Source organism: Gluconobacter albidus, from assembly GCF_002723915.1.
Lineage (GTDB): Bacteria > Pseudomonadota > Alphaproteobacteria > Acetobacterales > Acetobacteraceae > Gluconobacter > Gluconobacter albidus.
Window position 1 is genome coordinate 1 of record NZ_BEWL01000014.1, and the last position, 18,297, is coordinate 18,297.

The 18,297-nt window shown below is 60.3% G+C and carries 19 protein-coding genes, 1 tRNA gene and 1 other RNA gene; 11 read left to right on the plus strand and 10 right to left on the minus strand.

The genetic code is table 11. The annotated features are described in order from the left end of the window. Positions 1-34 precede the first annotated feature (34 nt). The 6 genes from GAL01_RS13440 (at position 35) to GAL01_RS13455 (ending at position 5,556) form a co-directional block, all read left to right on the plus strand. Entirely contained in the window at positions 35-982 is a 948-nt protein-coding gene (locus GAL01_RS13440; protein WP_062028462.1) for an alpha/beta hydrolase, read from the plus strand. Positions 983-1,029: 47 nt separating this feature from the next. After that, a complete protein-coding gene (locus GAL01_RS15765; protein WP_167369380.1) occupies positions 1,030-1,188 on the plus strand; it encodes a hypothetical protein in 159 nt (52 codons plus the stop codon). Beyond that, positions 1,185-2,105 carry a DnaJ C-terminal domain-containing protein gene (locus GAL01_RS13445; protein ID WP_062028460.1) on the plus strand — a complete coding sequence of 307 codons (921 nt, stop codon included), beginning with the start codon at positions 1,185-1,187 and terminating at the stop codon, positions 2,103-2,105. The genes GAL01_RS15765 and GAL01_RS13445 overlap by 4 nt, the downstream gene beginning before the upstream one ends. A gap of 10 nt (positions 2,106-2,115) precedes the next feature. Continuing rightward, entirely contained in the window at positions 2,116-2,259 is a 144-nt protein-coding gene (locus GAL01_RS15770; RefSeq protein WP_167369321.1) for a hypothetical protein, read from the plus strand. 35 nt (positions 2,260-2,294) lie between these two features. After that, complete coding sequence (locus GAL01_RS13450) at positions 2,295-3,782, plus strand: peptide MFS transporter (RefSeq protein WP_062028458.1); 1,488 nt, start codon at positions 2,295-2,297, stop codon at positions 3,780-3,782. 217 nt (positions 3,783-3,999) lie between these two features. Further along, on the plus strand, positions 4,000-5,556 hold the full coding sequence (locus GAL01_RS13455; RefSeq protein ID WP_062028467.1) for a carbohydrate porin: 1,557 nt from the start codon (positions 4,000-4,002) through the stop codon (positions 5,554-5,556). Between the two features lie 87 nt (positions 5,557-5,643). Here the strand turns inward: GAL01_RS13455 and GAL01_RS13460 are convergent, their stop codons facing one another. Beyond that, positions 5,644-7,878: a TonB-dependent receptor gene (locus GAL01_RS13460; protein ID WP_062028456.1), complete on the minus strand. Its 2,235-nt coding sequence runs from the start codon at positions 7,876-7,878 to the stop codon at positions 5,644-5,646. 159 nt (positions 7,879-8,037) lie between these two features. Between GAL01_RS13460 and GAL01_RS13465 the strand changes: the two genes are divergently transcribed. Beyond that, complete coding sequence (locus tag GAL01_RS13465; RefSeq protein ID WP_062028454.1) at positions 8,038-8,667, plus strand: POTRA domain-containing protein; 630 nt, start codon at positions 8,038-8,040, stop codon at positions 8,665-8,667. Between the two features lie 25 nt (positions 8,668-8,692). On the opposite strand, the gene GAL01_RS13470 is transcribed toward GAL01_RS13465, so the two are convergent. Genes GAL01_RS13470 through GAL01_RS13480 form a run of 3 tightly spaced genes read right to left on the minus strand, consistent with a single transcriptional unit; the run spans position 8,693 to position 11,290 of the window. After that, on the minus strand, positions 8,693-9,280 hold the full coding sequence (locus GAL01_RS13470; RefSeq protein WP_062028452.1) for a DUF1643 domain-containing protein: 588 nt from the start codon (positions 9,278-9,280) through the stop codon (positions 8,693-8,695). Continuing rightward, entirely contained in the window at positions 9,277-9,825 is a 549-nt protein-coding gene (locus GAL01_RS13475; RefSeq protein WP_062028450.1) for a peroxiredoxin, read from the minus strand. Before GAL01_RS13475 ends, GAL01_RS13470 begins: the two co-directional genes overlap by 4 nt. A 55-nt stretch (positions 9,826-9,880) precedes the next feature. Continuing rightward, positions 9,881-11,290: a transglycosylase SLT domain-containing protein gene (locus tag GAL01_RS13480; RefSeq protein WP_062028448.1), complete on the minus strand. Its 1,410-nt coding sequence runs from the start codon at positions 11,288-11,290 to the stop codon at positions 9,881-9,883. 223 nt (positions 11,291-11,513) lie between these two features. Between GAL01_RS13480 and GAL01_RS13485 the strand changes: the two genes are divergently transcribed. From GAL01_RS13485 to GAL01_RS13495, 3 genes are all read left to right on the plus strand, one after another. After that, the gene (locus GAL01_RS13485) at positions 11,514-12,383 is read left to right on the plus strand and encodes an ABC transporter permease (RefSeq protein ID WP_062028446.1); all 870 of its coding nucleotides are present in this window, start codon (positions 11,514-11,516) and stop codon (positions 12,381-12,383) included. A gap of 4 nt (positions 12,384-12,387) precedes the next feature. Then, complete coding sequence (locus GAL01_RS13490) at positions 12,388-13,185, plus strand: ABC transporter ATP-binding protein (RefSeq protein ID WP_062028440.1); 798 nt, start codon at positions 12,388-12,390, stop codon at positions 13,183-13,185. A 94-nt stretch (positions 13,186-13,279) separates the two neighbouring features. After that, positions 13,280-13,498 (plus strand): hypothetical protein, encoded by a 219-nt coding sequence (locus tag GAL01_RS13495; protein WP_011252962.1) that lies wholly within the window; start codon positions 13,280-13,282, stop codon positions 13,496-13,498. 37 nt (positions 13,499-13,535) lie between these two features. Here GAL01_RS13495 and GAL01_RS13500 read toward each other — a convergent pair whose 3' ends face one another. From GAL01_RS13500 to ssrA, 3 genes are all read right to left on the minus strand, one after another. Further along, positions 13,536-13,928, minus strand: a complete 393-nt coding sequence (locus GAL01_RS13500; RefSeq protein ID WP_062028437.1) for a VOC family protein — start codon at positions 13,926-13,928, stop codon at positions 13,536-13,538. Between the two features lie 78 nt (positions 13,929-14,006). After that, positions 14,007-14,582, minus strand: a complete 576-nt coding sequence (locus GAL01_RS13505) for an SspB family protein (protein ID WP_062028435.1) — start codon at positions 14,580-14,582, stop codon at positions 14,007-14,009. A gap of 101 nt (positions 14,583-14,683) precedes the next feature. Next, positions 14,684-15,008, minus strand: a transfer-messenger RNA (tmRNA) gene (gene ssrA / locus GAL01_RS13510). A 93-nt stretch (positions 15,009-15,101) separates the two neighbouring features. Here ssrA and thyX point away from each other — a divergent pair. Then, positions 15,102-16,013 carry an FAD-dependent thymidylate synthase gene (thyX, locus tag GAL01_RS13515; protein WP_062028433.1) on the plus strand — a complete coding sequence of 304 codons (912 nt, stop codon included), beginning with the start codon at positions 15,102-15,104 and terminating at the stop codon, positions 16,011-16,013. A gap of 645 nt (positions 16,014-16,658) precedes the next feature. On the opposite strand, the gene GAL01_RS13525 is transcribed toward thyX, so the two are convergent. From GAL01_RS13525 to GAL01_RS13530, 3 genes are all read right to left on the minus strand, one after another. Further along, a tRNA-Thr gene (locus tag GAL01_RS13525) sits at positions 16,659-16,733 on the minus strand. 91 nt (positions 16,734-16,824) lie between these two features. Then, entirely contained in the window at positions 16,825-16,995 is a 171-nt protein-coding gene (locus tag GAL01_RS15775) for a hypothetical protein (RefSeq protein ID WP_167369379.1), read from the minus strand. Further along, a complete protein-coding gene (locus tag GAL01_RS13530; RefSeq protein WP_062028429.1) occupies positions 16,992-18,191 on the minus strand; it encodes an Mrp/NBP35 family ATP-binding protein in 1,200 nt (399 codons plus the stop codon). The genes GAL01_RS15775 and GAL01_RS13530 overlap by 4 nt, the downstream gene beginning before the upstream one ends. Positions 18,192-18,297: the final 106 nt, after the last annotated feature.

The window sequence follows — 18,297 nt, forward strand, 5'->3', positions numbered from 1 at the left end:
AAAGCGGCAAAGGCGCCTGAACAGGAGACGCAGAATGAAGCCGAAAATATTTCGTTTCCTCTTTCTCCTCTCAGGCGTCTGCGGTCTGGCGTCGCATGCATTTGCGGCTGAGAGCAGCGCCATCACGGCGCCCGGCCCTCTGGGGGCGCTGGCAGGGACGTTTGTGAATGCGGGTGCTGGTACCCCTGTTGTGCTGATGATCCCCGGCTCCGGCCCAACGGACCGCGACGGAAATTCGGCTCTGGGGCAGAAACCTGCGACGCTGCGACAGATTGCGGATGGTCTTGCTGCCCATGGAATTTCGTCCGTCCGGATCGACAAACGTGGCATGTTCGGCAGCAAACAGGCGGTGGCTGACGGCAATCACGTCACGATTGCGGATTATGCTGCGGATGTGCGGAACTGGATTGCGGTTATCCGGGCCAGAACCGGCGCGCGGTGTGTCTGGCTGGCGGGTCACAGCGAGGGTGGGCTCGTCGCGCTGGCAAGCGTTCAGGGACAGGCCGACATCTGCGGGCTGATACTTCTGTCCACGCCCGGACGGCGGCTGGGTGAAGTTCTGCGGGCGCAGCTTCACGCCATTCCTTCGGCCAAAACGGTTCTGCCGCAGATTGACGCGACGATTGATGCTCTTGAAGCCGGACAGCATGTGGATGTCCAGACGCTGCATCCGGGGTTGCGGGGCATGTTTCATCCTCTGGTGCAGGATTTCATGATTGATCTGTTCCATCATGATCCGGCGGCGCTGCTCAAGGCGTATCACGGGCCGGTCCTGATCGTTCAGGGCGGCGAGGACCGCAAGGTCAGTGCAGCCGATGACCTGTCGCTGCTGAAGGCTGCGGATCCCGGGGCGACAGTCGTTCTGTTGCCGTCGGCGATCCATCCGCTGGCGGATCTGGGCACGGTTCCAGCTGCCGATGGGTCGCTTTTACTGGATGGTGCTGTCGTGCCCGATATTGCAGAGTTTATTCAGAAACATTGACCCGAAGCCGCAGTGGTCACACATCTGGGGATAACGGAGGATCAGAGATGGCAGACGACGGACATCCGGCAGAGGATTATCTGCGACCGAAGCTGCAGGACCTGATCTCAGACGGTGTGCGGGCTGGCTTCCCGCAGGATGAAGTCATTGCGGTCCTGATTTCCCTGCTGGATGAGGGACCTGAAGAAGACGGGGAAATGAGATGAGCGACCCATATTCGGTACTGGGCGTTTCGAAAACGGCGACGGACAAGGAAATTCGCAGCGCGTATCGGAAGCTGGCCAAGCAGTACCATCCGGACCACAACCCGGACGACAAGAAGGCCGAAGAGCGCTTCAAATCGGTCGGGCAGGCGTACAACATCGTTGGCGACAAGGAAAAACGCGCGCGCTTTGATCGTGGGGAGATTGATGCCGACGGGCAGGAGCGCGGGCCTTTCGGCGGCGGCTTTGGCGGTGGCGGGTATGGTCCGGGTGGCCCGCGTTCGGGCGGGCAGGGCCCCCAGGGTGGTTTCAGTCAGGAAGACCTCGGCGCCTTCTTTTCGGACATGTTCAGCGGAGGCTTCAGCGGCGATTTCCAGCCGGGCGGTTCCGGTGGACGCCGTGCCTCCAAGGGATCCGACCGCCGTTTCGCAGTGACGATCTCGTTTCAGCAGGCTGTTCTGGGAACATCGCTCGATCTGACACTGGGCGAGGGAGGTCACACGGAAGTCCGCATCCCGCCAGGTGTGGAGGATGGGCAGACCCTGCGCGTGCGCGGCAAGGGTGCGCCGGGGCGTCCGGGGATGGACGGCCAGCCGGGCGTGGCCGGGGATGCGTTGCTGACGATCTCAGTCACGCCCGACAGCCGTTATGTCCGTGAGGGACGCAACCTGCGGATGACGCAGAATCTGGATCTGAAAACGGCTGTTCTGGGCGGAAAAATCGCCGTTCCAACCCCGAAGGGTGACGTTTCGGTCAAGATCCCGAAGCACTCCGACAGCGGCAAGGTGCTGCGTCTGGCAGGGCGTGGAATCGGGGGCGATAAAAAGCATCCGGCCGGTGATCTGCTGGTGACGTTGCAGGTTCATATCGGTACTGTCTCCCCCGAGCTGGAGGCCTTCTTCAGCCAGCAGGAGAGCTGAAGAGATGGGGATGGTGCGTCGCGTCCGGTCGAGACTGCCGGAATGGCCGTGGAGTGACATCATCGGCGGGATCGTGGCACTGATCTTCGTGGTGTGTCTGGGTGTCATCAGTACGCACGCACTGATCCTCGCCGGGGAGTGGCATTTGCCCTAAGGTGCCCCCGTCTTCTGGTTTCTGACGGGTTGTGCATGACCGCTTCTTCTCTTCCTTCCGCTCCCGGAATGCGCCGCAAGGCGTTTGCCGTCGTTCTGGCCATCGAACTGTGGGAACGGTTCGGATATTACGGCATGCAGGCCGTTCTCACGCTCTTCATGGTCGTGCACCTCCGGATGGGGGATGCCGCTGCCAACCTCATGATGGGCGCTTTCGGCGCGCTGACCTATATCACGCCCGTTATCGGGGGTGTCATTGGCGACAGGGTGCTGGGCGCGCGGCGGACGATGGTCATGGGCGCGCTGTCCCTGACCTGCGGCTATGCTTTTCTGGCAGCGGCGCTTCAGTCCCATATGCTGCTGCTGGTGGCGATGGCGCTGATTTCAACGGGAAACGGCCTGTTCAAGCCCAATGCCGGAAATCTGGTGCGTCGGATCTATAAAGGCGACGATGCGGCGCTCGATGCCGCCTTCACGCTCTATTACATGTCCGTCAATGTCGGCTCGACCGTTTCCATGCTGCTTACCCCGTGGCTTCAGATCAATTACGGAGCGCCGGTGGCGTTCGCGACCTGTGCGGTCGGATTGGGCATTGGTCTGCTCTATTATGTGCTACGCGCCAACTGGCTTGAGCCGACAACACCCGCGGCTGAAAAGTCGCCCGTCCCCCTGTCCCGCTTCGGGCTCGTCCTGGGGGGGCTTGCCGTACTGACGGTTTTCAACGCCTGGGTTCTGGGAAGCGATACCTTGGCGCGCCTGTGTGTGATTGCGGCCGGAGCCGGACTGGCGGCTGTTTGGGCTGCGCTTTACGTCCGTGCGCCCCGGATCGAACGTCCGGGCCTGCGGCTGACCTATCTGCTGTGTCTGCAGGGGACGATCTATATGGTCTTCTACCAGCAGATGATGACCTCCCTGACCCTGTTCGCCCTGCGTGGCGTGTCCGGGGATTACCGCATTGGCGGCATCACGCTCTTTCACATGTCGGCGGGCCAGTTTCAGGTTCTCAATTCCGTCTGGATCATGGTTCTCAGTCCGGTTCTGGCGGTTCTGTACAACCGCATGGGACAGCAGCAGAAGCCGACATCCCATGCGCGCAAGATGCTGGTTGGCTATGCGATGGTCTCGGTCGGGTTCGGGGTCTGGTGGGCTGCGGCAGCTCATACGGACGGGCTGGTATCTCCCTGGATTATGGTGGTTGGGTATGGCTTCCTGTCGCTGGCGGAACTGCTCACGAACGGGCTGGGGCTTGCGATCATCGCGCGCTATTCACCCGCCCGGCTGAGCGGATTCATGATGGGGGCGCTGTATCTGCTGTGGGGCATTGCCATGTATGTGGGCAGCATCATCGCCAATCAGGCTGCCCTGCCGCCTGAAGTGGTGGCTGGCAACGGCGGAGCGTCGCTTTATGCGGGACTGTTCCGGACGCTTTGCGAAGTTGCGGCCGGAGTTGTGGTCATTCTGGCGCTTCTGGAGCCTGTGACGCGACGTTGGGACCGCGAACACGCAACTGTGATCGCGGAGTAACTCCGGGAAACTGGAGCGTTAAACTTTTTGTAATATCGGAGAAATCTCCAGATAAAAAAATGGCGTCAGGTGTCGGGCTCGTGTCCTGAAAGACATATTATGAAAACTGACGTCTTCCACGCTCTATTCTGGACCGTTTTCGGACTGTATGACATCTCCCAGCCGCGTGATCGGGTTCTGGCGGCTGTCATGGTGTCACAGGGAGACGGTTTGGAAGATGGGGAAGCTCGGACAGGATTGGACGAAAACGCTGTGGACGGCCTGCGCCATGACAGCGCTGCTTCCTGGCTTTACGGCCGCCGCATATGCGCAGACGACACCGGCTGGTGTCGTGGACGGTCATCAGAAAGCAGCGGCCAGAACCAGCACGGCGACCATGGGCACGCCGCAGATCCGCACGAAATCCATTTCTCCCGTGCCGCAGCTCGTGAAGCCGACCCCCAAAGGTGTTGAACCCGCAGCCAGCACGTCTGACACGACCGAGAACCGTTTCTTCCCGGCGTCTTTCCACGACTGGCTGACCCAGAGCACCATGACGGGTGACTGGGGCGGCTGGCGGACATGGCTGACCGACAAGGGCATCAATATCGGGGGGCACTATCTTGAGGACAGTGCCGGCAATCCGATGGGCGGCAAGACCAAGGCCGTGCGTTATGCGGATGAGTTCGGCATCAATGTCGATTTCAACCTCAAGAAGCTGACGGGCCTGAATCTGGGCATGTTCCACACGCTGATTACAGCGCGTCAGGGACTGGGCATTGGCGCGACGCTTCCGGCGCTGGACAGCCCGCAGCAGATCTTCGGTTCGGGCGAGACGGTGCGTCTGACGCGTCTGTCCTGGGAAATGCCCTGGAACCGGTATGTGTCGACCGAAGTTGGTGAAATCAACACCGAGAACGATTTCGAGCAGTCGTCCATCTACTGGGGCATGAGCCAGTACTGCCAGTTCGAATCCAACGCGATCTGTGGCATGCCGCAGTCCATTGCGATGAACTCGGGCTATGGCTGGTATCCGACGGCCCATCCGGGGGCATGGGTGAAGTTCTACCCGGCCGGGAACGACCATTATCTCGTGCAGTTCGGCGCGTACTCGATCGACCCCACGATCTCGAACACGCATAACGGCTGGAAACTGAACCTGCATGACGCGATTGGGACTTATATTCCGTTCCAGCTCGGCTGGCATCAGGGCGGCAAGGACGACTACAGCGGCCCGCTCCAGACCAACGTCAAGATTGGCGGATACTGGGATACGTCCGAAGTCAGCGATGTCTATTCCAAGCTCAGCATGTTCTCCGTTCCGGCGGAGTATCTGCTGTCGGCCCCGACGCAGAAGGTCCGTGGACGGTTCGGTGGCTGGTTCCAGTTCGACCGGATGCTGGAGCGTGATGCAGCCGATCCGAACCGTGGCACGACGCTGTTCACGTCCTTCACCTGGGGCGATCCGCGCACAGCCGTCGCACCGTATTTCATCACCTGGGGCGTGACCCGCAAGGGTACGTTCCGCAACCGCCCGAACGATACGATCAGTCTGGGCATGAAGATGCTCTGGGTGAATCCGAAGCTGACGATCTGGGCACGCCAGATGCAGGCCTCGGGCGCACAGGGCATCAACAAACCCTCCGGCGAGCATGCGATCGAACTGAACTACGGCTGGCGTCCGACGCCCTGGCTCGTGATCCGGCCGGGTGCACAGTATATCTGGAGCACGGGCGGCACGAACCGATACAAGAATCCGCTGCTTCTGGATTTCGAAACGGGCATCACATTCTGATCGCTCCCGATCGGAACGTCTGACATGAAAAACGCGCCGCTCCTGGATGGGAGGGCGCGTTTTTCGTTTTCAGTATTTCGGGGCGGATTACAGATCCGTCGTGAATGAGAACTTGAACGTGCGGGGCATGCCCTGCATCAGATAACCGTTGAAGGCCGAGGACCAGTAACGCGTGTTGGCCAGGTTATCGACGCCAAAGCGCAGCGTGACCGGCGTGTGATGCGTCACGAACGTATAGCGCCCTGCCAGATCAAAGCGTGTCCAGACCGGGATATGCAGGGTGTTGGCTGTGTTGACCCACTGCTTGCCGGTATTGACCACCCGCCCGACGACCGTGGCGCCTTTAAGAAACGGCAGATCGTATTCGAGATTGGCGTTGATGGTATAGTTCGGCACGCCGATGGCCGTGTTGCCGTCCTGAAGGCCGTTTGCCGTATGACGCAGATCCGCCTGAATGACGGTGCCGCCACCATTGAAGCGCAGGCCGGGCAGGATCTCGCCATTCAGCGTCAGTTCGATGCCCCGGTTCCGCTGCAATCCGTCTTCACGAAAGGCGAACGTGCCCGTATTGCCAAGTGCGACGGAATAGGCGTTGGGCTGTGAAATCTCATAGACGGCGAGCGCGGCACTGAAGCGGCCCGTGTCGTATTTCGCGCCTACTTCATACTGCGTGGATTTGTATGGCGGGAAAATCTCGCCCAGATTCACGACATTTCCCGAAGCGGTCGGCCCCTGCGACAGGCCTTCGATCCGGTTGAAATACAGAGACGTCCGGCGCGTCGGATGAATGACCAGCCCCACGACCGGGGTGATGGCGTCCTGATCATAATGGTTGTTCATCGCGCCCCGGCCGGTCTTGCTGTAGGCGTAGCCTTTGATGAGCATGTTCTGGTACCGGAAACCGCCTGTCAGGGCGACACGGTCGTGGAAGAAGGACATCGTGTCCGAGAAGAACAGGCTGTACAGGCGCGTGCGGTTGGTGGACTGCGGGTCATTAAGCACACCCCCAACAAACGTCTCCGCCGGGGCTGAAAACTGCGGCGTGTTGTAGATGTTGGTCGCACCGGGCGTCAGGGCCATCGCATAGGCGGCGGCGCTGTCTTCCCACAGGCCGGAACCGCCAGCGTTGATTTCATGGCGGATGAAGCCTGTGCGGAAATGGGCGCGAACGCCTGCGCGGGTGCTTTCATTCGTTTGATCATAGGGCACATACATCGCCCCCGCCGTCCCCGCGCCAGTGGCAGGATCTGTGACGGTAGGGTTGGAATAATTGCCCTTTTCATTGCTGGTAAGGGCGCCGAATGCGCCATACAGCGTGATGTTTTTCGTGAGGTCATGCTCGACGTTCAGCATGCCGAAAACATAATTCAGGTCATTATACGCCCAGCGCTGCCCGAAATTATGCGAGGGCGCGACAGGGCGGGGAACGGACGTGACGGCGCTGCCAAGGAAGATCGCCGGCCGACCCCCGTCCACGCCCTGGTTTTCATAGTCGATATCCATTGTAACGCGGGTGCGGTTGTCGCGGTCATGCCAGTCGAAATCCGCGCCCAACGTGGTGGAATGGCGGTATTCGTCCGTCACGGCATCTTCGCCGCTTTTGCCCGCGACGTTCAGCCGCACGCCGAAATCCTTGTCCTGTCCGAACCGACGGCCAACGTCGATGCTGCCACCGCCCATGGCGCCGCTGGTGTAATCGCCGGTGATGCGGGTGAGGGGGGCATTCGTTGCGTGTTTGAACAGCAGGTTGATGTTGCCGCCGATGGCTGACCCGCTGGGTGCTGCCCCGTTGAGGAACGCACTGGCGCCGTTGAGAACCTGCACCTGATCGTAGAGTTCGGGCGAGACAAGCTGCCGGGGCGTAATGCCGTAGAGCCCGTTGATCGAAACGTCGTCACCATTCACGGCAAAGCCGCGGATGACGAACATTTCCGAGAAATTGCCGTAGCCATAGGTCGTGCGGACGGACGGATCGTTTTCCAGAACCTCACCGAGCGTCTGGGACTGCTGGTTGAGGATCAGGCTGGAATTGTAGCTGCGGATGTTGAACGGAACATCCAGCCCCTTTTTGTTGCCCAGAGCCCCGAGCTGTCCGCCGCTGCTGACCTGCATCTGATCCCGGCGTCTGGCGCGGACAACGATTTCCTCATCCTGACTGACCTGTTGCGCTTCTGTTGAAGGCTTTGCCGAAGCGGTGGATGTCGTGTCGGAGACGGCGGAAGGGGCGGCGAAAACGGGAAAAGCTGTCCCTGCCAGCAGCAGACAGGACAGGCGCGCAACCCGGAGCGGGTTTGAGAACGGAATGGAAAGCGATGCGCGCACGGAGACCTCGAAGCAAGAAGCAGTTGGGCGCGTTATTGCGATAATGAGATTTATTCGCAACTAAAATATGAATTCTGGATCGGCGCAACGGCGATTTGCCAAAGCCGGGAACTCCTGTAGCGTGAAAGTCAGAGTTTTTTCATGACAGGAAATTTCCAGATGTCCTTTCGTTCCCTGCTTGCCCGGAGTTTTCTGGGTGTTTTGCTGGCTGTTGCGTCCTTCGCGGGAACGGCTGCCACGGAATATGCTTTTGCGGCGGTTCCGGCTCCAAATGTGCCGCTCAAGCTGATGAGTGTTGCTGTTCAGGGCAACAGCCGCGTTCCGACGGCGGACATCCTGCAGGCGTTCGGCTATCACGCAGGTGACAAGGTTACGCGCAACGATCTGGATGCAGGTCAGAAACGGGTCGGCGAGCTCTATTCATCGCGCAATGTCGGGACCAGCCTGGAAGAGCGTCTGCGGATCTCCGGCAATGGCGTGGCCGTCAAGATCATTCTTGAGGAACAGGCCGCGAGCGCTCCTGCCCAGCCTGCTTCGCTCGTTCTGGACAAGGTCGAGTTCCAGGGAAACAAAAAGGTTTCGACCGCCGATCTGGAAGCCGCGACCAAGCTTCGCGCGGGCGGACCCGTTTCGAACGAACTGCTGTCTGCAGACCAGCAGGCCATCCAGGCCCTCTATAAGAACAAGAACGTCGGGGGATCTTTCCAGCCCCAGGCGACCTATCCGAACCACGACCAGCATGTCGTTCTGGTCTGGGTCATCAAGGAACAGGACAAAGCTGCGAACTGACGCAGCCTGACCCGGAAAACACCGCTCAGCCCAGCGTATCGGGGTCGAGCGGCTCCGGGGTCAGAATCGAGGGCAGATAGAGCGGATGTTCAGGACGCCCGCTCTTGCTCAGGCGCAGGGCCGTAACCCGGATGCCGTTCTGCCCCATCAGGCGGGCAACTTCGGTGCCGCGCGCGCGCAGGCCCTTGGCCTGTGGCGATCCATAAGCCAGCACGACCAGATCAGCCTGGCGGGCCATTTCCAGCAGGTGGGCATCGTTGTCCGGCCCGACCGGATCGTCCACTTCCAGCAGGCGCTTCTGATCCGTGCAGCGATAGGCGAAGCTGTTGCCGACGAACATGCCCCCGTAGCCCCATGCCCGCGCGTAACGCTGGCATTTGGCGACCGTACGGTCATCGCCGAACTCGGTCGCCACAGACGGGTTCATCATCAGCCACATGACCATGGCGCGTGTGTCGTCCCAGACGCGGCGCAGCGTGTAACGGTAGCAGTCTTTCGGGCCACCATAGATCGCGGTGCTGCTGACATCCGCGGACAGTTTCAGAGGGCCTGAATCGCCGACATGATGGTGGTCAAACAGATCGGGAGCCGCTGACGGGGAACGTACGCTCACGGGGTCTGCTTCAGGGCCTTTACCGCGGCAAGCGCGCGCGAAACGTGCTCGTCAGGAGACATCGAGGCATAGCTCATGACGATATGACCATCCTGCGCGATGACGTAGGACGTGCGGCTCGCCATGTGCAGCAGGGGCATTTTGGCGGCATAGCTGCGGGTGATCTTGCCCGTCGGGTCGGCAGCCACGGCAAAGGTACTGCGACATTCGCTGACGGAGAACCGGTCGAGCTTGTCGATCGGGTCCATGGAAACGCCGATGACGGTTGCGCCCTGCGCCTTGAAGTCGGGAATGGCGTCCGCGAATTCATGGGCTTCAATCGTGCAGCCCTTGGTGAAAGCCGCCGGATAGAAATACAGGACCACCGGGCCCGTCTTGAGGGCGTCGGCCAGATGATAGGTGAACTCGTGCCCGCCGAGGCTTGCAGGGGCCGAGAAATCCGGAGCATGGCTGCCGGTTTCGAGGGCGGCATGCGCCGGAGTGATCGTCAGGGCGCCGGAGAGGGCGACAGCACAGAAAGCGGTCGTTGCAAGAAAGCGGCGCATCGGGGTTTTGTATTCCTGTCAGAAAAGCGGGCCAGCACGCAGCCCGGCAAACGGATCAATAGGCGCCGGGCGGAACCACGACGCAGGGAGAACCGTGCGACAGACGGCGGCAGGCTGCAACCGCATTTTCATGTGTCAGCCCCGTCAGGCGTGCACGATAGAGATGGGACCGGCCATTTTTGACGCCTTCCACCTGCGATCTGGCGGAGGCCACCACAACACCGCCTTTGCTGTGAGCCGTGGCGGTCGCAAGGCTTGCCTGCTTGGCATTGGCAAAGGCGCCGACCTGAATGGCCCAGTTTCCGGTCGCATTTCCCGGTGTCGCTGTGCTTTTGGCCGGAGCGGACGCAGCAGGAAGCGCCATGCGGTACTGGGGACGGGTGGCGGGCATGACGGCCATGATCGGCTGGGGCTGGAGATGATGCCCGATCGGGATTTCCTGTGCCGTCACGCGGTTGTCTGCCACATCGTCTGCGGGCACAGAGGCCTGACGCACAAGAGGATGAGCGGGTGCTGGCGCATAACCCCGGGCGGCCCAGGCGGCGCTGATGCTTGTCGGAGCGTCCGACCCCGCAGTGGAGGCGACCTGAACCGGAGCCTCTGCAGGCGACGCTGCGCTCGGCTGTGTCGCACTCTGGGACGTGGTGGACGACGTGTCGGAGTCTGTATCGTCAGACGCCGTTTCAGCTGTTTCCCGATGGCTCCAGGCTGCACTCACGGCCTGTCGTTCGGAGGGGGAGGCCGCTGGTGTCATATCGGCAGGCTGGGTATTCTGGGCCAGCATGACCTGCGCGTTCGGGTCATGCTGTGCGACCAGAAGATCGGCGGCGGAGCGGTTACGGGGCGTGATCCCGGCGATATGCGGTCCGATCGCGGCGACATACCGGCGTGTCTCGCGTGGCAGCGCGCGGCCACGACGCAGATAACGGTCAAGGCTGCCCGGCCCATCATTATAGGCCGCAAGGAAGCCGGGAGAGCCATAGATGTCATACATCTGGCGCAGATAGGCCGTACCTGCGAGAATATTGTCATGCGGATCGAAGGGATCTTCGCCAAGCCCGTATTGCTGGCGCATGTCGTCATAGGTCGGGGGCATGAGCTGCAGAAGACCCATCGCGCCAGGAACCGATGTGATGAAGTTGCCGTTATGGTCGAAAAGGTGACCGCCGGATTCCTGCTGCATCACGGCCCGGATCCAGGCATCGGGTACGTCAAAGCGCTCGGACGCCTCGCGGATATAAGGTCCCCATGGATCTTCGGGGGGGCCCGGAGGGGCGTAATAGGATTTTGCATGAGCGCGGTAATTGGCCGCTTCCTGCGAGACCGGCAGTTCCGAGGAGGATCCCATGTCGGCATTGTTGCCGGCACAGGCCGCCAGAAGCCCGACCAGACCGAACGCCGCGCCCGCACGAATGAGAGACAGGGTGCGGACAGAAGTCCGGAGAGGAAAGACGGGTCTGGGCATCGGGTCGGGGCACCTGAGGAAAACGGGTCTCATTGTGTCAAGCATACACGGGGATTGCGGCGAAACTAGGAAAAAGGGTTCTGACGGGCAGATTTTCTGATGCAGGACTGTCCGTTGATCCGGGTGTAGCGGAAATTCATTTCCCGAATATGAACTTCCCGGAATATGACGATCACTGTAGCGTCTTCTTGCCGGGACATGGGGGATCGGGTAGGCGGACTGTATGAGTGTACCTTCTCCAGCTTCCAGTGCTGCACGGGACGAAGTGCCGCGCAGACAGACCCGTCGTGACACTCCCCGCAGCAGTCCTGCCGCGAGGGCTTGGGCGGACTGGAAGGAGACACGACGCCTGTGGAGACTGGGTGTGCGGCTCGGCTGGCTCGATATCCGGCTCCGGTATCGGGGGTCCGCGCTGGGGCCGTTCTGGCTTACGATCACCTCCGCGCTGATGGTCGCCTCGATGGGCGTTCTTTACAGCCGGCTGTTTCATATGCAGCTTGCGACCTATCTGCCGTTCCTGTCGCTGTCGCTCACCTTGTGGAGTGTGGGGCTTTCAAGCCTGATCCAGGAATCCTGCACCTGCTTTCTTGAAGCGGAGGCCATGGTGCGGTCCGTCCAGCTTCCGCTCCTGCTGTATGCGCTGCGTGTCGTGGTGCGGAATGCGATTGTGTTTGCCCACAATATCGTGGTGCCGCTTGCCGTATTCGCTCTCTATCATGTCTGGCCGGGACTGAATGCCGTTCTGGCGGTGCCGGCTCTTCTGCTCTGGGCTCTGGACGGGTTTGCCGCCTGCATGGTGTTCGGATCGCTTTGCGCCCGCTTCAGGGATGTTGCGCCCATCGTCGGGGCGCTGTTGCAGATCGTGTTCTACGTGACGCCGGTCATCTGGATGCCGCAGCAGCTTGGCGCAAAGGCGTCCTATCTATTGTACAATCCGTTCTATCCGCTGCTGGAAATCGTGCGCGAGCCTCTGCTCGGGCGTGTGCCATCCCTGCAGATCTGGAGCATTGCGCTGGCCATCAGTGCGGTGTTCTGGCTGATTGCCGTACGTGCGTTCATCCGGACGCGGGCGCGCATTGTCTTCTGGATCTGACATCATGGCCCATATCCGTCTCGAAGATCTCTCCCTGTCATTCCCCGTTCTGCATGGCGGTTCGCGTTCGCTGAAGAAGACCCTGCTGGCCCGTGCGAAAAGTACCGTGGCCGCAAAATCGGGCGCAGTGGGTGGCAGAATGCGCGTCAGTGGCAACTCCGCCGAAGTCGTGGAAGTTCAGGCCCTTTTCAATGTCAGTCTCACGATTGCCGAAGGGGAACGGGTCGGGCTGGTCGGGCATAATGGTGCGGGAAAATCGACGCTCCTGCGCGTGCTCGCCGGGATTTATGAAACGGGTGACGGCACGCTGGACATCGAAGGCGACACCCATGCCCTCATTGATCCCAATGCAGGTATGAACGGTGAGCTGACGGGACGTGAGAACATCCAGCTCTTCGCCTGTCGCATGGGAATGGGACGGGTTGCGACACAGGAACTGGAACAGGATGTGGAGGCGTTCTCGGATCTGGGAGCGTTTTTCGACCTTCCGGTGCGGCTCTATTCCTCCGGCATGTCTGTCCGGCTGGGTTTTGCGCTGGCGACGGTGCCGCGTTCCCGGATCCTGCTGATGGACGAATGGTTCATGGCCGGGGATCAGAAATTTCAGGATAAGGCCAGGGCACGACTGGAGAGCATGGTCGACGCGGCGGAGATCCTGGTGGTGACGTCCCACGCGCTGTCAATTCTCCGGCAGTGGTGTACGCGCATCATCTGGATGGAAGGCGGGGAAATCCGCATGGATGGCCCGGCACAAGAGGTGCTGGACGCTTATGAAGCGGCGCTGGCAGTGACGCCGGTATAAACGCCCCCTCACGACGCCTTGCGGGCAACGCAGTTGGTATCCCAGCGGCCGTGGGGTAGGCTCCGAGGGGTTTTTACATTCAGGGAGACATTTCATGTCTTATGCCGCCATTGACGCCGCACGCGTCGCCAAAGCTTCCGAATCCGCGCTTCAGACCCTGTCTACCGTGAAGGAAACGTCCGAGGCCCATCAGCGCAAGACGATCATGATCGAACGGATTCATGCGCTCGCCAAGGCCGCAGCGGAGACGAAGGACTGTAATGCCATTACCCTCACCTCCGAGGAATTCTGGCTGATTTCCAAGAACTGGTAACGCGATCTGAAGGCAGCGGCGCCAGGCTCCGCTGCCTTCAGCCGTTATAGGAAGCCAGTTCGATCAGATTACCATCCGGGTCGCGGCAATAAACGGATGTGATCGGCCCCAGTGCGCCAAGGCGTGCGACCGGGCCTTCAACGATTTCCACGCCGCATTTTTCCAGATGCTTGACGATCTGTTCACTGGCGATGGCCGTTGTGAAACACAGATCCGATGTGCCCGGAGCAGCGGCTCCGGCGGTATCCCAACCTTCCGAGCCTTCGGGGCGAAGATTGATCTTCTGGCCGCCGAAGCTCAGGGCCACACGATTGTTGCGGCCATACTCGTCGATATCCATGCCCAGAACCCGCTGATACCAGGACGCAGACAGGTCCCGGTTCCGGACGGTCAGCACGATATGGTCAAGGCGATCGACGGTAAAGCGCATGGGGATCCCTCATGAAAGCGACATTCAGGCCATTGGTTCCGGTCAGTATAGGCCGGAACCACACACTCTGGCTAACGCCTAGCTGGGCGGACGCTTGCGGAAGGCCGCGAGGCTGACCACTTCCGCGTCTTTTTTGCCATCTTCCGAAGAGGAGGGCTCGGGCTGGACGTCCGGATGATGGGCCGGATCAATATCGTCGGGCTCTACCGCGCCCTCGGGAATTTCGATGTCCTCATCGTCTTCAAGCGGGGAGTGGTTGAAGCGCAGGGCCATCCGGATGTGGGGGTCGGCAAAGGCCGTGATGGCATTGACGGGAATGCACAGGATGCTCCCAACGCCGCCGAAGGACAGACCAACCGAAATCACGTTCTTGTCGCGGTCCAGCGCCAGATCCCAGAACTGGTGCTGAAGGACGATGGTCATTTCTTCGGGATACTGTGCCCGCAGACGGGCAGGGATGATCACATCCGGCCGGTTCGTCCGGAACGTCAGATAGAAGTGATGGGCCCCCGGCAGCCCCTCGGCCGCAACATGCTCGATCGCACGCAGCATGACCTCACGATAGGCGTCTTCCACCCAGTCATCATAGGGGAGGAGGCTTTCGGGAAGCTCGTGCTCGAAGCCGTCCTGGCCGTTGTGATCGTCGTCGCTCATGGTCGCAAGCCTGATGTTTCGGTCAACTTTCATCAAGGGATGCGACAGACCGGCACGGATGGCAAGCCGTCTTTGAGAGGAATGTCGGAGACATGATGAGGTGGGAGGGCTTCTGTTGCCCGGTGCCCTCCCGAACCGCGCTTATCGCTTATGCAGCGACAGCGAGCACCTCTGAGTTATCGTTGGCACTTGTAAGTTTAGCCCGATGACGGTGGTACAATGCCGGGCAAAAGATAAGTCTTTACCGTGCGCGTCGAGCCTGTTTCGTCCCCACAGACCCCTTTTGCGAGGGGTTTTTCATGGTGGAGACGCCGGGCACTGCCCCCGGGTCCACAACACTTATTCCACTTACCGTTTATCGCCATAGCCGGGGACGAACCCCTTGCATTGATGAACATAGGAGGCCGGATGTTTGCCCGCAAGGGAAAAGCGGCCACGAAAAAAATTAGACGTCCGGAATCGTGTCAATCCGATTCATTCGGATGACGCGGGACGAAAGCGCATGCTAAAGCCGCCGCCATGGCACTGACATCCGAACAGCGCGCTGAAATCGAAGCGCAGCGCAGCGAACCCCAGCTTACGTCCCGTCCGACCGTGGCGGCGATGGAAAACCTGCTTTTCACGCCTTTCGAGGTGCTGGATCATGGTTTCCTGCGCGTGGTCGATTATATGGGCGACGATGGCGCGGTCGTTCAGGCTGCGCGTGTGTCCTATGGTCGCGGGACGAAGAAGGTGTCCGAAGATGCGGGTCTGATCCGCTACCTGATGCGTCACCGTCATTCGACGCCGTTCGAGATGTGCGAGATCAAATTCCATGTGAAGCTGCCAGTGTTCGTCGCGCGGCAGTGGATTCGTCACCGTATGGCGAGCGTGAACGAGTATTCGGCGCGCTATTCCATTCTGGATCGGGAATTCTACCTTCCGGCGACGGATCAGGTCGCTGCGCAGAGCAGTTCAAACCGGCAGGGACGCAGTGATGCACTGGATGCCGAGACGGCGCACGAGGTTCTGGAAATCCTGCGTCGGGATGCCAGCCAGTGCTACGACGATTATGAGAGCCTGCTGAACCCTGAAGGTACGGGGCTGGCGCGTGAGCTTGCACGGATCAATCTGACCCTGAACACCTACACGCAGTGGTACTGGAAGATTGATCTGCACAATCTGATGCATTTCCTTGCCCTGCGCGCCGATCCGCATGCGCAGTACGAGATCCGCGTCTATGCGGAAAAGATGATCGAAATTCTTAAGGCCTGGGTGCCCGCGACGTCTGCGGCATTCGAGGAATATCGCCTTGGCGCCTTTACGCTTTCGGCCGGGATGCTGAAGGTTGTGCGCCGCCGCCTGGCGCGTGAAACCGTCACGCAGGAGAATTCCGGCCTGACCAAGCGGGAATGGTCTGAAATGACGGCGGTTCTGGATGGCCAATCCTGAACCCAGCCCTGGCTTCGCATCTGCCGGAAACGATTCCGCCAAAAGCGATCTTGAACGGCTGATGAGCGAGGCGCGGGAGGCACAGGTTGAAAGCCCTGTGGAAGACGCTCCTGTAAAGCCACCTAATCTTCTTGTCTGGGCCGGGATAGCGGGCTCGCTTGTCCTGATATCTGTTGCTATTCATTTTTTCTGGCCCGCTTCATAAAATATTTAGCCCAATAAACGGTAAGTAAAAGCAGATATTCTCTGATTTTTTACTTCATGGGCTGTCATGAGAGATTCAGCGCGGATTCGTGTGAATTTTATCACATTTATCTCAGGGCTTTTTACAAACAGACTTATCCACAGGGTATTGCCATCTGCCTGGAGCGCTCCGATTCGTATTTTTGGGAGCGTAAAATTTTTTAAGATACTGATTTAATGCGATAATTTTAGAATCAGGTCGCAAGGCCGATCAGGATTTGGCGCCAAGTCTGTCAAGAAGATTATTGGAATACCCACATTTCACCCTCTGTGGGTGCGATACTTGTGCATTACTGGTGCGGGGTGAGAATTCTGATTTTGTGGCAAAAATGCGCAGCTAAACTACGCCCTGAACGGCATTGACCGTCCGCCCGTCGCTGTCGCCATGCTTTTGGAAAAAGCTGGTGCCGGGTGAGGGATTTGAACCCCCGACCTTCGGTTTACAAAACCGCTGCACTACCACTGTGCTAACCCGGCATCGGCAGTGCGGCTTTTTCCATGTCCGGGCCTGTCAGGTCAAGCGCCCGAGAACGATTCTCTGTTCGCGTACCGGATTTTCGTTTGGATTTCAGTGCGGGATGGGGGTGGTCAGGTCTGCGGGCGGTGGCAGATGCTGTGAGTCTTTCGTAAAGCCATAGCCGTCGGAAGAAAGCCCCTGATGCGTGACCGTATGGGAGCAGCCAGCCAGTGTCAGGCCTGCTCCTGTCAGGCAGGCGCCGAGGAGAAGAATACGGATCATGACGGCTCTTTCGTGCTGTGTTCGGAAGACAGGGAACGGGCCACAGCCTGCGCAAGCCTTTTATAGGCCTGAGCCGCTTCGCTGTCGGGTGCGGAAAGGATGATCGGAGTCCCGTCATCGCCACTTGCGCGGATATCGGCGAGCAGCGGGATCTCCGCGAGGAATGGAACGCCCATTTTTTCGGCTTCGGCCTTGGCCCCTCCGTGCCCGAACAGCTCCGTTCGGTGGTTGCAGTTCGGGCAGCAGAAATAGGACATGTTCTCGACGACGCCGAGGATCGGGGTTTCCATCCGCTCGAACATGGCCACGCCGCGTCTTGCGTCCAGCAGCGCGATATCCTGCGGCGTGGAGACGATGACCGCGCCGCCAGTGGCAAGCTTGGGGCCGAGTTTCTGGGCCAGCGTCAGCTGCGCGTCGCCGGTGCCCGGGGGCATGTCGATCACGAGAACGTCGAGTTCGCCCCATTCGACTTCGCCCAGAAACTGCGTCAGCGCGCCCATGACCATCGGACCGCGCCAGATCATGGCCTGATTTTCGTCCACCAGATAGCCGATGGACATGCTCTTCAGGCCCCAGGCTTCGATCGGCAGGATCGTTCCGTCCACGACGTCCGGACGGGTGTTGCGCCCCAGCATCCGGGGGAGAGAGGGGCCATAGATATCTGCATCCAGAAGTCCGGTCTTCAGGCCCTCGCGTGCAAGACCGACCGCAAGGTTGACGGCCGTGGTGGATTTGCCGACGCCTCCTTTGCCCGATGCGACGGCAATAACGGCCTTCACGCCCGGCAGCAGCGTCTCGGGAGCATGTCGGCTCGCGGCGTTGCGGCGTTTGTCGCCCAGATTGAAGGGGCGGTGCCCTCCGCCCTGCGCGGGCGCGTTGGCGGCGGCCGGCGTTGCGGGGCGGTGGGACGTGAAGGACAGGGTGGCGCCCGTGATGCCCGGCAGGCTCGCGATCGCTGCTTCGACACGCGGCCGCAGGGGCTCTACGCGCGATGCGTTGTCCCGTGACGTCGCCAGAGAAACATGCGCATGGCCGTTCTGAACCGAGACACTCTCAAGGGCTGCGAAAGACAGGACGTTCGAGCCCTGACCGTCCTGCTCGGATTTCAGGATATCGGTGATGCGGGTTTCGGCGCTGGAGGCGTCCGTCCCGGGGGAAGCGGGCGGCATGTCGTTGGGGGGCGTGGTGTCAGTCATGCCGGGCTCTCATCAGGGGAAATATCATATCGGGAAAGACTTTGACGCTATCATGAATGGGCTGCAAACGCATCCTGAACGGCAGGATGGTGACGAAGGGCCATGT

Bases quoted from the DNA above. Each gene is read 5' to 3' on its own strand.
- GAL01_RS15770 (WP_167369321.1), top strand. From the start codon at position 2,116: ATGGTGCGTCGCGTCCGGTCGAGACTGCCGGAATGGCCGTGGAGTGAC.
- GAL01_RS13485 (WP_062028446.1), top strand. From the start codon at position 11,514: ATGAGTGTACCTTCTCCAGCTTCCAGTGCTGCACGGGACGAAGTGCCG.
- GAL01_RS13450 (WP_062028458.1), top strand. From the start codon at position 2,295: ATGACCGCTTCTTCTCTTCCTTCCGCTCCCGGAATGCGCCGCAAGGCG.
- GAL01_RS13480 (WP_062028448.1), bottom strand. From the start codon at position 11,290: ATGCCCAGACCCGTCTTTCCTCTCCGGACTTCTGTCCGCACCCTGTCT.
- GAL01_RS15775 (WP_167369379.1), bottom strand. From the start codon at position 16,995: ATGATCCGTATTCTTCTCCTCGGCGCCTGCCTGACAGGAGCAGGCCTG.
- GAL01_RS15765 (WP_167369380.1), top strand. From the start codon at position 1,030: ATGGCAGACGACGGACATCCGGCAGAGGATTATCTGCGACCGAAGCTG.
- GAL01_RS13490 (WP_062028440.1), top strand. From the start codon at position 12,388: ATGGCCCATATCCGTCTCGAAGATCTCTCCCTGTCATTCCCCGTTCTG.
- GAL01_RS13455 (WP_062028467.1), top strand. From the start codon at position 4,000: ATGGGGAAGCTCGGACAGGATTGGACGAAAACGCTGTGGACGGCCTGC.
- GAL01_RS13445 (WP_062028460.1), top strand. From the start codon at position 1,185: ATGAGCGACCCATATTCGGTACTGGGCGTTTCGAAAACGGCGACGGAC.
- GAL01_RS13500 (WP_062028437.1), bottom strand. From the start codon at position 13,928: ATGCGCTTTACCGTCGATCGCCTTGACCATATCGTGCTGACCGTCCGG.
- GAL01_RS13440 (WP_062028462.1), top strand. From the start codon at position 35: ATGAAGCCGAAAATATTTCGTTTCCTCTTTCTCCTCTCAGGCGTCTGC.
- thyX (WP_062028433.1), top strand. From the start codon at position 15,102: ATGGCACTGACATCCGAACAGCGCGCTGAAATCGAAGCGCAGCGCAGC.
- GAL01_RS13495 (WP_011252962.1), top strand. From the start codon at position 13,280: ATGTCTTATGCCGCCATTGACGCCGCACGCGTCGCCAAAGCTTCCGAA.
- GAL01_RS13505 (WP_062028435.1), bottom strand. From the start codon at position 14,582: ATGAGCGACGACGATCACAACGGCCAGGACGGCTTCGAGCACGAGCTT.
- GAL01_RS13465 (WP_062028454.1), top strand. From the start codon at position 8,038: ATGTCCTTTCGTTCCCTGCTTGCCCGGAGTTTTCTGGGTGTTTTGCTG.
- GAL01_RS13475 (WP_062028450.1), bottom strand. From the start codon at position 9,825: ATGCGCCGCTTTCTTGCAACGACCGCTTTCTGTGCTGTCGCCCTCTCC.
- GAL01_RS13530 (WP_062028429.1), bottom strand. From the start codon at position 18,191: ATGACTGACACCACGCCCCCCAACGACATGCCGCCCGCTTCCCCCGGG.